Source organism: Luteibacter sp. HAY1-4A (assembly GCF_056755355.1).
This window is the reverse complement of sequence record NZ_JBNDHZ010000001.1, coordinates 45,226-59,157: the sequence shown is the minus strand read 5'-3', so window position 1 is coordinate 59,157 and position 13,932 is coordinate 45,226. Positions and strand designations below refer to the sequence as shown.

Annotated in this window: 13 protein-coding genes; 5 read left to right on the top strand and 8 right to left on the bottom strand. The window is 64.9% G+C overall.

Annotated elements, in window-relative coordinates:
- From ACPYOD_RS00280 to ACPYOD_RS00255, 6 genes are all read right to left on the bottom strand, one after another.
- Positions 1-951 (bottom strand): homoserine kinase, encoded by a 951-nt coding sequence (locus ACPYOD_RS00280; RefSeq protein ID WP_481299836.1) that lies wholly within the window; start codon positions 949-951, stop codon positions 1-3.
- Positions 945-2,093: a homoserine dehydrogenase family protein gene (locus ACPYOD_RS00275; protein ID WP_481299721.1), complete on the bottom strand. Its 1,149-nt coding sequence runs from the start codon at positions 2,091-2,093 to the stop codon at positions 945-947. Before ACPYOD_RS00275 ends, ACPYOD_RS00280 begins: the two co-directional genes overlap by 7 nt.
- Positions 2,094-2,425: 332 nt before the next feature.
- Positions 2,426-4,417: a bifunctional 2',3'-cyclic-nucleotide 2'-phosphodiesterase/3'-nucleotidase gene (locus ACPYOD_RS00270; protein WP_481299720.1), complete on the bottom strand. Its 1,992-nt coding sequence runs from the start codon at positions 4,415-4,417 to the stop codon at positions 2,426-2,428.
- Between the two features lie 113 nt (positions 4,418-4,530).
- A complete protein-coding gene (locus ACPYOD_RS00265; RefSeq protein ID WP_481299719.1) occupies positions 4,531-4,974 on the bottom strand; it encodes an RES family NAD+ phosphorylase in 444 nt (147 codons plus the stop codon).
- On the bottom strand, positions 4,974-5,408 hold the full coding sequence (locus tag ACPYOD_RS00260) for a hypothetical protein (protein WP_481299718.1): 435 nt from the start codon (positions 5,406-5,408) through the stop codon (positions 4,974-4,976). The genes ACPYOD_RS00265 and ACPYOD_RS00260 overlap by 1 nt, the downstream gene beginning before the upstream one ends.
- Before the next feature lie 65 nt (positions 5,409-5,473).
- Positions 5,474-5,836: a hypothetical protein gene (locus ACPYOD_RS00255; protein WP_481299717.1), complete on the bottom strand. Its 363-nt coding sequence runs from the start codon at positions 5,834-5,836 to the stop codon at positions 5,474-5,476.
- Between the two features lie 175 nt (positions 5,837-6,011).
- On the opposite strand from ACPYOD_RS00255, the gene ACPYOD_RS00250 reads away from it, so the two are divergent.
- On the top strand, positions 6,012-7,052 hold the full coding sequence (locus ACPYOD_RS00250) for a glycerophosphodiester phosphodiesterase (protein ID WP_481299716.1): 1,041 nt from the start codon (positions 6,012-6,014) through the stop codon (positions 7,050-7,052).
- 93 nt (positions 7,053-7,145) lie between these two features.
- A complete protein-coding gene (locus ACPYOD_RS00245) occupies positions 7,146-8,660 on the top strand; it encodes an amino acid permease (protein ID WP_481299715.1) in 1,515 nt (504 codons plus the stop codon).
- Between the two features lie 36 nt (positions 8,661-8,696).
- Here the strand turns inward: ACPYOD_RS00245 and ACPYOD_RS00240 are convergent, their stop codons facing one another.
- Entirely contained in the window at positions 8,697-9,335 is a 639-nt protein-coding gene (locus ACPYOD_RS00240) for an outer membrane protein (RefSeq protein ID WP_481299714.1), read from the bottom strand.
- Positions 9,336-9,566: 231 nt separating this feature from the next.
- Here ACPYOD_RS00240 and ACPYOD_RS00235 point away from each other — a divergent pair, with 231 nt between their 5' ends.
- Together ACPYOD_RS00235 and ACPYOD_RS00230 are read left to right on the top strand one after the other, a co-directional pair.
- Positions 9,567-10,043 carry a hypothetical protein gene (locus ACPYOD_RS00235; RefSeq protein ID WP_481299713.1) on the top strand — a complete coding sequence of 159 codons (477 nt, stop codon included), beginning with the start codon at positions 9,567-9,569 and terminating at the stop codon, positions 10,041-10,043.
- Between the two features lie 122 nt (positions 10,044-10,165).
- Positions 10,166-10,870: a glutathione S-transferase N-terminal domain-containing protein gene (locus ACPYOD_RS00230; protein WP_481299712.1), complete on the top strand. Its 705-nt coding sequence runs from the start codon at positions 10,166-10,168 to the stop codon at positions 10,868-10,870.
- A 48-nt stretch (positions 10,871-10,918) separates the two neighbouring features.
- Here the strand turns inward: ACPYOD_RS00230 and ACPYOD_RS00225 are convergent, their stop codons facing one another.
- On the bottom strand, positions 10,919-11,584 hold the full coding sequence (locus ACPYOD_RS00225) for an outer membrane protein (protein ID WP_481299711.1): 666 nt from the start codon (positions 11,582-11,584) through the stop codon (positions 10,919-10,921).
- A 316-nt stretch (positions 11,585-11,900) separates the two neighbouring features.
- Between ACPYOD_RS00225 and ACPYOD_RS00220 the strand changes: the two genes are divergently transcribed.
- Positions 11,901-13,805 (top strand): M61 family metallopeptidase, encoded by a 1,905-nt coding sequence (locus tag ACPYOD_RS00220; protein ID WP_481299710.1) that lies wholly within the window; start codon positions 11,901-11,903, stop codon positions 13,803-13,805.
- Positions 13,806-13,932: the final 127 nt, after the last annotated feature.

Here is a 13,932-nt window from a genome sequence, read left to right as displayed (position 1 = left end):
TCACAGGACCCGCGCCGCCGGGCCGTCGATGGGCGCCACCAACGCATCGCTGTCGTAACCGGCGGCCGCGAACGCCTGGCGCATGTCGTGCGCCGCCGCGTCGGCGGAAGCGCGGTCCTCGAACCAGCCGAATACGCTGGGGCCCGCACCGGAGATGCTTGCACCGAACGCGCCGTGGTCGAGGGCCGCCTGTTTCACGGTGGCGAAGCCGGGAATCAGCGGCGCCCTCCGCGGTTCTACCAATACGTCGGACAGGCCCTCGCGTACCAGCGCCGCGTTACCGGTGTAGCAACCGGCCAGCACGAGGGCGAGGTTCGTGCTCTGTGCCACGAATTCGTCCAGCGCGTAATGGCCCGCCAGCGCGGCACGGGCCCGGCGCGTTTCCAGCACCACGTGTGGATGCACCAGCGCGCAGTGCCAATCGGGCGGAACGGGAATGCGGACGAGGCGCGAATGCGTGGCGAGCACCAGGCCACCCAGCAACATCGGCCCGATGTTGTCGCCATGACGGCTGCCGCTGGCGACGACTTCGCCGTCCAGCGCGAACGGGTACAACGCCTCGCGCGACAGCGGTTCGTCCAGCAGCGCATTCGCTGCGACGACCGCGGCCACGACGGATGCCGCGGAACCGCCCATGCCCGAGCCGAGCGCGATGCCCTTGTGCAGTGTGAGTTCGAATCCGAAGGGCAGGTCGAGCCCATGCAGCATCGAGAGCAGGGCCGCGCCCGCGGTATTGTCCGGTGCATCGTGCGGCAGGTCGGTCACGACGCCGTGGATGGCGGCGATGCGAACGTCACGCTCGGGAATGCGCCGCACTTCCGCGCGATCGCCCGCGCCGGCCACAGTATGGCCAAGGATGTCGAAACCGATGCCGACATTGCCGACACTGGCGTAGGCCTCGGCGACGGCGACATCCGCACGGGCCAGAGGCGAGGATTGTTCTTTCAGCATGCGCACCGTTTTACTCCCATCGCGCCCGCCACGCGCAGCAGGTCCGCGAAGACCGCTGCCGCCGTGACTTCGGGGCCTGCTCCCGGGCCCTGGACGACCAGCGCATTGTCGCAGTATCGGCGGGTGGCGAAACGGACCACGTTGTCGGTGAGGCGGGCATGGGCGAAGGCATGGCCGGGATCGACCACCTCCACGCCCACCGACGCATGCCGTCCGTCGAGCCGGGCGACATGGCGAAGGACGCCGCCGGCGCGGCGCGCCTCGTCGAGCAGGCCGGACACCGGTGCGTCGAGTGCCTCGAGGTTCTCCATGAAGGTGTCCCTGTCGCAGGCATCCAGTTCCGCCGGAACGAGTCCACGCACCGCCACATCTTCGAGCGATAACGGCACACCTGCTTCGCGCGCCAGGATCACCAGCTTTCGCGCCACGTCCACGCCCGACAAGTCGTCTCGCGGGTCGGGTTCTGTATAGCCGAGTGCATGCGCTTGCCGGACCAGCGCCGAGAAGGGCAGGGAACCGTCGAAGCGGTTGAACAGCCAGGCCAGCGTGCCGGACAGCATGCCCTCGACACCCGTGAGTTCGTCGCCCGTGTCGAGCAGGTCGCGCAGCGTATTCATCACAGGCAGGCCGGCGCCGACGGTGCCCTCGTAATGCAAGCGCGCGCCACTCGCACCCGCGGCTGCGCCAATCCGGCGCCAGCGCTCGAGCGGTCCGCTCACCGCCCGCTTGTTGGGCGTGACGACATGGATGCCCGCGGCGAGCCAGCCCGCGTAACGATCCGCCACCAGGTCGCTGGCGCTGCAATCGGCCAACACGGCGGGCTCGCAGCCGTCACCCGCCACATACGCGGCGAACTGGTCCAGTTCCGCTGGCCGCCAGGTCTGCGCGCCATGGGTGCGGCCGTTGAGCGCTTCGTCGTCGCAGTCGAACCACATGTGGCGGGTGTCGCTGACCGCGCGCAGCCGAAGGTCGAGCCGACAGTCCAGCAACAGGCGCGGCGCGGCGAGCCGGAGCTGGGCGAGCAGCGCGCTGCCGACCTTGCCAGGCCCGAGGACGCCGACGTGGACGACGAGCGGTGCCGACGGCATGCGGGCAGGGGCGGCAGGCCGCGAAGCGTGGAGTGGTGCGATGGCGATGGACACGGTGGAAACCTCCTGGTGGGAGGCCCGTCACGTCGCGTCAGGGGGGAGCGGATGAAGCTTCGGCACCGGTCCCGTCCTGCGGGAGGTCGGGGCCGGCAGCGACAAAGGGACTAAGCGCGCGCGAACTCCGATCCTCCGACCAGGGTAGTGGTCGTGGTAGTCGTAGTCGCGGTGGTGGACACGGACGCGAGCGCGCCGGCCGGGAAGGCCGGGATGGAACGCAGCGCTGGCGAATGGGAATGCATGGGCTGACGTTATGCCCCGGCGAGGGGCGGTGTCAACGGCAGGCCCATAGGCCAGACGGCCGAACCACTCCCATTCGCCCGCATGGATCAGTGCTTCGACAGGTCGATGGCGTAGACCGCCGTGCCGTCGCCATTGTCGCGCAGTTGCCGGATGGGCAGCCCTAGCGAAGTCGCGGTGTCCGCCTTGCCGGCCGCCGAGGTGAACGTGACCGGACCCCTCGTGCGCACGGGAGCGAAGCGCCAGGAGCGCTTCTCCACGTCCTTGCCCGTGATCGTCTTCTTGGCCTCGACCCAGCGGATCACCACCTCGCGATTGCCGTCCGGGGCGCTGAGCACGATGTTGTCGCCGCTCATGCCGGGGAATTCGCCGCCGCCGCTGGCGCGGTAGTTGTTGGTCACCACGACGAACGGCTGCGAGGGCTTCACCGCCTTGCCCTCGTAGCGCAGGTTGCCGATGCGCTCGCCTTCCGGCTTCGACACGTCGATGGTGTAGGTGACGCCGCCCTGCATCTGGTCGAAGTTGTAACCCGGCAACTTGCCGATGAGTTCCTGCTCGCCGTCCTTCGCCGGATCGATGCGATTGAAGCGGGTGGCGGCTTTTTCGAGCCATGCCTTCACTCCCGCACCATCGGTCTTCACCGCCGCGAGGGTGTTGGGATAGAAATAGAGATCCGCGGCATTGCGGATCGTCATGGGGCCGACAGGCACGTCGGTGAAGTCCTCGGGCCCGCCGAAGCCGGCGCGAAAGGCGGAAGCGGACGACAGGATGGGCACGTCCTTGAGGTCCGGGCGCGAGCGCGCCAGTTCTTCGCGTGCGTAGTCGATCTGCGCGGCATTCACCACGGCTAGTGCGGACATGTTGCCCTCGTCGGCGAAATAGCTGGTGAGGGCATGATCGGTGGCGCCGATGGGCGTGTTCACGTACGCCATCGCTGCTTCGTGCGCATCCTTCACGATCGGCGCGATGGACGGATCCGACGCAACGCACTCGTTCTTCTTGGGACAGATCGGGCGCACCTGACTGTGGCTCTTGTCCTTCTGCACCACCCAGCGCCCATCTTCGCGATGCAGTGTCATCTGGATGACGCCAAGATCCTTGCCGAAGAAACCGCCCATCACCGCGGGTACACCGCGCACGATGCCGCGCTTCGCATCCACGTCCTTCATGCCCGCATAGCGCGGCCCCGGGAATTCGGTGTGCGAGTGGCCCAGCAGCAGTGCGTCGACGCCCGGCACACCCGCGAGGTACCAGCCGCCGTTTTCCATCTGCGGCGTATACGGCGCGGTGTTGAGACCACCGTGGAGGATGGCGACGACGATGTCAGGCTTCTGCGCGAGCACCTCCGGCATGTAACGGTTGGCTGCTTCAACCACGCCGTCGACGGTGACCTTGCCGGCGAGGTTGCGCTTGTCCCAGTCGAGGATGGGCGGCGGCGTGAAGCCGATGATGCCGATCTTCAGCGTGGTGGACACCGGCTTCCCGTCGCTGCCCATGGCGGTGACCTTCTTCGTCACGATCGTCCACGGCTTGAAGATGGGCTTGCCGTCGCGCGCGCTGTATACGTTCGACAGGACGAGCGGAAACTTCGGTCCCGCGCACTCACGTGGGCTGACACCGTCGACGTTCATCGCGGTATTCGTGACCTGGGCGAGGAACGGCAGGCCATAGTTGAACTCGTGGTTGCCCGCGGTGCCGCCGTCATAACCGACCGCATCCATCGCCTTGTAGATCGCCAGCTCCGAATCGCAGCCGAGCGGCTTCACCAAGGCCTGGTAATCCGCGAGCACGGTACCCTGTATGGTGTCGCCGCTGTCGAACAGCACGGTATTCGGAAACTCGCTGCGGGCCTGGCGGATCAGCGTGGCCACGCGTTCATAGCCGAGCGTGGGGTCGTCTTTCTGCTTGTAATAGTCGTACGACAGGATGTTCGAATGAACGTCGGTGGTTTCCAGGATGGCAAGATCGAGCGTGGCGCCGTCCCGCACAGCAGCGGACGGGGCGGGCTTTTCGGCGGAAGCGCCGGCACAGCCGGCGAGCAGGGCGGCCGAAAGCGTGGCCAGGGCGAAGGGCTTGAACATCGTGGCGTCCGGAGGAAACAGGGGTCGGAGCGGAAAACTAGCAGAAACGCCATGACGTTACCTACCGCGTATGAACGGTCAGGTCCCACCTCTCGTCATGTGCGACCCAACCGTCAGAAAAAGCGCTTGTCGAACCAAAAGCTCTCAACGCTCGTCTCCGCGAGGTAACGCGAGGCATGCGGGTGCGATGGATTGATGAGGTAGTTCGTCGAGTGGTTGATGACTGCCGATGGGACGGGGAGAACCAGGCTGGCCTGATCCCTCAACCACCGGTCTCCGATCCTGCGCGTGGTCACATCGTTCGCTTGCCATCCTGCTGGCACGTCGACCCGAGGCGCGATAGCCGCTGCCGGATCTACGTCGATGGCTATGAGCTTGAGCACGACGGGAATCGTGTCCAGGGCCAGCTTCATGTGGACCATGGTCTCAACCATGGCCAGGGCTGGGTGCTCGGCCGTGTAGATGATCGCGTTCCCTTTCGAATGCCAGCGTCCGTCGTCGTATCGCCCCCCGATTCCCGTAAGCCCAGGGTGTGCTGAAATCCGCCATAAGCGCATCAATAGATTCCGTTGGCTGTCTTCCGAATCCGGCTTTCGAGGATCCTCGCGCCAACGTCCTTCACAGCCAACTCCATAGGCGATATGGGCGGTTCGTTCTCCACGAACACCGCCGGCGTCGTGAACCACTGGAGCGCCTGCGCCTCGTCCTGGTACAGCTGCTCGGCCTCCAGGAACACGCGGATCACGCGGAAGATCCGCTCGGACTCTGCCTCGTTGAACTTAGTGTTCCGCGCCAGGCGGCGGTGCACGGTGCTCTCGGCCCCCACCAGATCGATAGGGAATTTCAGAAGCTTCGCCACGCGCCGATACGTGGCCGCCGGAATACCATCGTTCACGGCCCGGAGGGCGTCTGCCTCGTTCGTGATCGGCAGGCCCATGAGCCGCCCCATGCGGGCGTACAGGGTGTCACCCGTCTCCAACATCGCGCTCATAAGACCCTCCGTTTTCATTTGAGGGTATTTTACTCTCAAATGATGACTTTTGTCCACGGGCGGGGCTAGCCCTGCCCGTAGGCGACCCACTGGTCGCATGGCAACGCAAAGCCGATGGCGTAGGCGTGCAGGCCGATGGGTAGTGCCATGCCATCGGAACGAATCCGGGCGAGGGCCAGCACCACACCGACAGCAAAAACGGTTATGTGGGTCATCAGGTATTGGTAGCCGTGGTGCTCGAAGGCGAATGCCGTGCCGTAGGAAATGAGATAGATGGCCGAGATCGCGACGACCCATTCGAAGGGGTGCCCGCGGACCGTTGCGATCCGGTGATGAAAAGGGTGCGAATGATAGTCGGAGCCGTATGTGCGTCCTATAGAAGCAATCTGAAAAGAAGGGTCGGTAACGGAATGCGCAATCTGACTCACGCAATTGGTTACCATCGCGCCACGGCATGTGGCATGTCTCCAAATCTCATGACAAGGTTGGATGATTTGAGGTAGGCGTGCTTTCCTCCTGTTCGCTCATGGCATTGAGGAAATGATTCTGTCGCGCCTTCACCTCGGTTCGTTGATTGCTGTTCTAGCCCTTGGAGCGCTTCCGATGTCCCCGCTCGCCGCCCCCGCCGGGCCCATCGCTGCAAAGGTCCTCGTCATCGGCCATCGCGGGGCCAGTGCTTTGCGCCCGGAGCACACGCTGGCTTCCTATGCCGTGGCGATACAGGACGGCGCGGACTTCGTCGAGCCCGACCTCGTGTCGACGAAGGACGGGGTGCTCGTGGTGCGCCACGAGAACGAGATCGGCGGCACGACCGATGTCGCCGCGCATCCGGAATTCGCCGCGCGGCGCACGACGAAGACCATCGACGGTGTCACCGTCAATGGCTGGTTCACCGAGGACTTCACCCTGGCGGAACTCAAGACGCTGCGCGCGCGCGAGCGGCTCGGCGATGTGCGCAAGGCCAGCGCGCATTACGACGGCCAGTTCGCGGTGCCCACCTTCGAGGAGATGATCGAGTTCGTGGCGGCCGAGGCTTCCGCGCGCGGTCGCGTCGTCGGCATCATTCCGGAGATCAAGCATTCCACGTATTTCCGGTCGATCGGCCTGCCGATGGAAGACAAGGTGCTGGCGGCGCTCGCCGCGCATGCCTATACGCGCACCGCGCCGGTGGAGATCCAGTCGTTCGAGGTCGGCAACCTGAAATACCTGCGCGCGAAGCTCGGGAAGCACCCCTCTAACGTGCGCCTTCTGCAACTCATGGAAGAGGCTGGCGAACGGCCAGCGGACACGCCGGGCACCACGTACGGACAGATGATGACGCCCAGTGGTCTCGCGGAGGTTGCCCGATATGCGGACGCGATCGGGCCGTCCGTGCGCAGCATCATTCCGCTGGGCGCGAACGGCCGGCTGGCAACGCCCGCGTCGCTGGTGCGCGACGCGCACGCGGCCGGTCTCGAAGTGCATCCGTATACCTTCCGCCCCGAAAATCGCTTCCTCGCTCAGGATTTCCGCAACGACGCGGGGGAGGACGCGCGCAACGAGCGCGGCTCGCTGGCCGAGATCCGGCGCTACCTGGCGACCGGCATCGATGCCTTCTTCACCGACGACCCGGCACTGGGGCGCAAGGCGGTGGACACACCCTGAGGCCCCGGCCCCGGCCATTTCGGACGGTTCCCTGACGACACCCCGAGGCTGCCCCGCTATGATCCCCCGTCAGCCAGCCCCAGGGGTCACCCGATGTCGTTAGCGAAATTCCTCCGCCACAAGTCCGTCGAGCAGTTGCAGGCGGAGGTGGGCCAGCGCAAGGACTTCCGGCGGGTGCTGGGCCTGTGGCAGCTCACCGCGATCGGCATCGGCGGCATCATCGGCGTGGGCATCTTCGTATTGGCCGGCCAGCAGGCGGCGCTCAACGCCGGTCCCGCGGTGGCGCTCAGCTTCATCATCGCGGGTTTCGGCAGTGCCTGTGCCGCCCTGTGTTACGCCGAATTCGCGGGCCTTATCCCCGTCACCGGCAGCGCCTACACCTACGGCTATGCCGTGCTGGGCGAGGGCGCGGCATGGATCATCGGCTGGGACCTCCTGCTCGAATACGCGCTGGTGGTGGCGGTGGTGGCGATCGGCTGGTCGGGTTACGTGCAGGTGCTGCTCGCGACCGCCGGCGTGCACCTGCCGGAGTGGGCGCAGAAGAGCATGAGCGCCGACACCATGAAGTATTACTGGCAGCAGGGCCTGGGCTCCCTCGGCATGCATGCCGCGCATCCGGTCGCGGCGCCCACGGACGGCCACCGCTTCAATGTCATCGCCGCCGGCGTGTCCCTTCTCGTGGCCATCCTGCTTTCGGTGAAGACCGAATGGGGTGCACGCCTCAACACGGTGATCGTCGGCATCAAGGTGCTCGGCGTGGCGCTCGTGATCGGTGTCGGAGCCTTCTTCATCAATACGGCCAACTGGCATCCCTTCATTCCCGAGCGCATCTTCGACGACAAGGGCGTAGGCCATTTCGGTTGGCACGGCGTGCTGACCGGAGCGAGCGTGGTGTTCTTCGCCGTATTCGGCTACGACACGCTGACCACCGCCGCCGAGGAGGCGCGCGATCCGCAACGCGACCTGCCGCGCGCGGTGCTGTTGTCGCTTGCGGTGGCGATGGTGCTCTACATCGCCGTGTCGCTGGTGCTTACCGGCATCGTCCCCTATGCCAGCCTAGGCGGCGAAGCGTCGGTGTCCGACGCCTTCAACGCGATCGGCCTGCCCTGGATCAGCAACGTGATTGCCGTCGCGGCGGTGATCGGCGTGATCAGCGTGCTTTTCGCCTTCATGCTCGGCGCGGCACGCATCTGGTTCGCGCTGTCGCGCGACGGCCTCCTGCCGGCCTGGTTCGCCCGCGTGCACCCGCGCTACGGCACACCGGCGCGCCCGACGATGATCCTCGGCATCTTCACGGCTCTCGTAGCGGGGCTGCTGCCGATCGGCGAAGTGGCCGAACTGGTGAACATCGGCACGCTGAGCGCGTTCATCCTCATCTGCGCTTCGGTGCTGGTGTTGCGCGTGCGCAAACCCGGCCTGGAACGCAAGTTCCGCACGCCGGCCGTGTGGTTCGTGGCGCCGCTGGGCATCCTGTTCTCGCTGGCGCTGATTTGGGGCCTGCCGTGGATCACGTTCGAACGCTTCGCGATCTGGATGGCGATCGGCCTGATCGTCTACTTCGCCTACGGCGTGCGGCACAGCAAGCTCAACGGCGATCGCCGGGACTGAGAAAACGGAGGTGCGTGGCACCTCCGTCTCCACGTGTCAGAAGCGGTATTCGGCCCCGACGTTCACGGTCGTGGCACTCCATTTGCCGAGCTTCAGGCGTGCATCGGATGCATCGGCGGAAATCGATGTGTAGTGGGTGGCCTGAAGCGTGAGGTCGAACTGCTCGCTCAGCGCATAGCCGGCACCGAGGCCGACGTACCGGGTGACACCATGTAAGTGTGTCCAACTCAGCGAACGACGTTGGCTTGTGATGACTTCCGATGTGGCGCGCACGTTGACGTAAGCCAGCCCGAGGCGTCCGGTAAGCGAGACGCCGCTGCCCGTCGCCCATTTCACATTCGCACCCGTGAGCCACGCGTTGGCGCCGAGGCCTTTCTTGACGGTCGGCCTGTTCGCCGCGCCGCGCTTGAACTGCTCGCTGGCGCCAAGATGCGCGGCACCGGCTTCGAAGCCCAGGGCCGTGCTGTTGCCCATGGACCAGCGATAGCCGCCGAACAGATCGTAACCGAGCATGCGCTTTCCATCGAAATAGGTGCTCAGGCTCGTGTCATGGATGACCTGGCCGGCACCGAAATGCGCGAAGCCGCCGGCCGGGGAAGCGTCGGCGGCGACTGCCGCGAACGAGGTGAACGAGGCGGAGATGGCGACCGCGGTCGCGATGAATAGGTGTCGCATGACATGTCCTTGTGTCGAGTGATGCCCGCAGCATTGCGCGGCAGGCGAGTCTACGGGCACAGCGGAGCACCCGATGGGCATGGGCGGAAGCGAACGGCCATGTCCTACAGCCTTTGGAGGCATGCGCCTGGGCGAGGCGCCGTCTTGGGCGATAATGCCTCGCCGACACAGGGTCGGCAGGAACAGGTCAAGGAGACAGCAGTGGGGAAGTGGATCTATATCGGAGCAATCATGCTGGCCGTCGCTCCGGCGGCATTCGCGGCAGACAACGTGGTCGTACAGAAGCCGGCGGCCTTCAACGAAGATGCGGATATCCCGAAAGCCGTGCTCAACGAGTGCAAGCTTGAGAATGAGTTGCCGGATGCGGTGGCCGAGACGGCGAAGGCATCGGGCATCGCGGTCACCTTCGCCGACAAGGTGACCGGAAGCGAGACGGGCAAGACGTTGCAACTGGAGATCAGCGACGTCGTGGCCGACGGCAACGCCTTCATGGGCCATCACAAGGCGATGACCGTCAAGGGCAAGCTCTATGAGAACGGCGCCGTGATCGCCAGTTTCAGGGACCGTCGCACGTCCATGGGCGGCGCCTTCGGCGGCTTCAAGGGCAACTGCGCCGTGCTCGTGCGTACCGCGAAGGCCATCGGCGAGGACATCGGCCAGTGGCTGGCCGCGCCGAAGATGGACGCGAAGCTGGGCGACCTCGAGTGACACGTCGCTAGTCCCGTTCGACCGTGAGCCCTCAGGGCTCACGGTCGAACGCCGGGCGGCACATTGAATCCTCGCCCGGCGCGCCTTACTTTCGAACCTTTCCGATCCGAGGAAGGTGTGCCATGTCCGATCTCTCCGCTTTTCCGATCACCCGGCGCTGGCCCGCGGCCCATCCGGATCGCATTCAGCTCTATTCGTTGCCGACGCCGAACGGCGTGAAAGCATCGATCATGCTCGAGGAGCTTGGCCTTCCCTATGAAGTGCACCTCATCGACATCAACAAGAACGAAAGCAAACTGCCCGAATTCGAATCGCTGAATCCGAACGGCAAGATCCCTGCGATGATCGATCCCAACGGACCCGATGGAAAACCGCTGGGCCTGTTTGAATCCGGCGCCATCCTGCTTTATCTAGCCGAGAAAACCGGCAAGTTCCTCCCGAAGGACGCCGCGAAGCGTTGGGAAGCGATCCAGTGGCTGTTCTTCCAGATGGCCGGTATCGGCCCCATGTTCGGCCAAGTCGGCTTCTTCCATAAGTTCGCCGGCCGCGAATGGGAAGACAAGCGCCCGCTGGAACGCTATGTCGCCGAGTCCAAACGCCTGCTTGGTGTGCTGGACCGCCAGCTCGACGGTCGTACCTGGATCGTCGGCGACGAATACACCATTGCGGACATCGCCACGCTCGGCTGGGTCAACAACCTCGTCACGTTCTACGGCGCGCGCGAACTGGTGGGATTCGACGACTTCCCGAACGTCATCGGCTGGTTGGAACGCGGCATGTCGCGGCCCGGCGTGGAGCGCGGATTGAAGATTCCGTCGCGTTCCTGAGTTCGCATGAAGGATACGGGGAGCCGCTGCCGCGGCTCCCCGTATCAATCAATAAAAACGATATTCCGCGGTAAGGCCCAAAAGACCCACGTGGGCGGTGTGGCCCGGATCGCGAGGGCCGTCGGCCTTGAAGCTGTAGCGATCGTAGCTCAGCGTCAAACCGACGTTCTCATTGAAATCGTAGCCGAAGCCGACGCCACCATAGATGCGATTGCCGCTCCAGGAGTGGCGGTCGCGTGTCGTCGACCAGGGCAGATAGATCAACCCTCCCGTCTGTGTGAACTCACCCTTGGCACGGACGTGCGCCACGCCGGCGTGAGCCGTGACAGTGAGATCGTAGGGAAGGTCCCATTTACCATTGACGCCCATGAGGAACGCCGACGCCTTGGTCTTGTCGCGATAGTTGTATTGCAGGGACAAGCCACCGTCGTGGCCTTTCCATGTCGTGCTGCCGAGGTGAACGTAGCCGGCTTCCACGCCGAGGGCGAAGGGGCGGGCAACAACCCAGCGGTAGCCGCCCAGCACGCCAAAGCCCGTGCTATTGCCGTCTTCGCTCGAGTAGCTCGAGGCGTATCGATCCACGTTGAAATGCGATTTACCGCCGGTGATCGAAACGAAGGCTCCGGTCTGGGTCACGGAGGCCGAGTCGGCCAGAGCCGCGAACGAAGACAACAGTGCAGCGGCTGCGGCTGCTGTGAGTGCCAATCTTTTCATGAAGTGTCCTTGTATCCCTGGTTCCTGGAATGGCGCACGGCGCATGACGGTGACGCGCGGCCGGCGGCGATTATACGTTCCGGTTCCTCGCCCCCATCCAGGTTAAAGACGTACGGCATCGCACTTTATGAAGGCCGACGGCCCGCAAATTCTTGCGCCCCACCGTTCCGGCGCGAGTTCCCACCCGTGACCTCTGGCATAGGGCGCCCCGGACGGCGGCGATTAGCATCGAGTGCTTGCGCGGACCACAGGGGACCGTGCCGATCCGCTCGCAGGGATGGCAGGGCGACTTACCCGCTTCTCGGAGACCCTACCAGTGAAATCCACCCTTCTCGCTTCCGCGTTGCTGGCCGCCCTGGCCGGTGCCGGCGTTTCGGCCGCCCATGCCGACGAAGCTTCCATCGTCCCCCCGCCGAAGGATGTTGCCTTCAACGGCACCCTGAAGCTCACCGTCGATGCGACCGACACCGATCACCGCATCTTCCGCGTCAAGGAAACGATCCCGGCGCAGCCCGGCCAGTTGATCCTGCTCTTCCCCGAGTGGATCCCCGGCCACCACTCGCCCACCGGTCCGATCGACCAGTTCGCGGGCCTGGTGGTGCACGCGGGCGGCAAGCGCCTGGAGTGGACGCGCGACAAATACAACGTCTACGCCTTCAGCGTCGACGTGCCGGCCGGTGCGACCTCGGTCGACGTGGAATTCCAGACGCTGACGCCGCAGGATACGCGCCAGGGCCGGGTCGTGATGACGCCCGACATCGTCAACGTGCAGTGGAACCAGGTGTCGCTGTATCCAGCCGGCTACAACGCCGACCGCATCCCGGTGGATGCCTCGGTGAAGTTTCCCGCTGGGTTCCAGTACGGCAGCGCGCTCGAGCAGGCCAGCAAGGATGGCGACACGGTCACCTTCAAGACCATCGATTACGACAACCTCGTCGACTCGCCGGTGTTCGCGGGCCGCTATTTCAAGCGCGTGGACCTCGATCCGAACGGTCGTTCGCCGGTGCACCTGAACATCGTGGCGGACAGCGCGAAGGCGCTGGAGATCAAGCCTGAAGCGCTCGAGATCCATCGCAACCTCGTCAAGCAGATGGACAAGCTTTACGGCGCGCGCCATTACAACCACTACGACTTCCTCCTGGCGCTGACCGAAAAGCTCGGCGGCATCGGCCTCGAGCACCATCGTTCGTCCGAGAACAGCGCTTCGCCCAACTACTTCACCGAATGGGACAAGAGCTGGCTGGGCCGCGACCTGCTGGCCCACGAATACAATCACTCCTGGGACGGCAAGTACCGTCGCGGCGCCGACCTGGCCACGCCGAACTTCAACGTGCCGATGGGCGACAGCCTGCTGTGGGTGTATGAAGGCCAGACGCAGTTCTGGGGCAACGTCGTCGCCGCGCGTTCCGGTCTCGTCTCGCAGGACCAGGCGCGCGACCTGCTCGCCTTCGTCGCCGCGACATACGACAAGGGTCGCCCCGGCCTCTCCTGGCGCAACATCCAGGACACCACGAACGATCCGACTATCGCCGAGCGTCGTCCGCTGTCCTATCGCAACTACCAGATGAGCGAGGACTACTATTCGGGCGGCCAGATGGTGTGGCTCGACGTCGACACCAAGCTGCGCGAGCTCACCAAGAACAAGCGCTCGCTCGACGACTTCGCCAAGGCCTTCTTCGGCATGAAGGATGGCGACTGGAAGGTGAATCCGTATACGTTCGAGGAAGTGGCGTCCACGCTCAACGGCATCGCGCCGTATGACTGGGCCACCTACCTGCGCGAGCGCATCGACGGCCACAAGGGCGACCTGGAAGGCATCGAGCGTGGCGGTTGGAAGCTGGTGTACAACGACAAGCCGTCCGACGCCGTCAAGGCCGCGGAAGGCCGTCGCCACTACACCGATCTCACCTACTCGGCAGGTTTCGCCGTCTCGTCCAAGGGCACCATCTCCGACGTTCGCTGGGACGGTCCCGCATTCAACGCCGGCCTGTCGCCCGGCATGACCGTGGTCGCGGTGAACAACAAGGAGTTCGACGGCGACACGCTGAAGGACGCCGTCACGGCCGCGAAGACCGACAAGGCACCGATCGAACTGCTGGTGAAGAACTTCGACACCTACAAGACGATCAAGATCGACTACCACGAAGGCCTGAAGTACCCGCACCTCGAGCGCGACAAGAGCAAGCCCGACTGGCTGGGCGAGCTGTACAAGGCGAAGTAAGCAACACGAAGAGGGCGCCGCAAGGCGCCCTCTCTTTATGTGGGAGCCGCTTCAGCGGCGATAGGGCGCTCGCCCCGTAGTGGCCCACTACCGCGGGGATCGCCGCTGAAGCGGCTCCCACAACAGC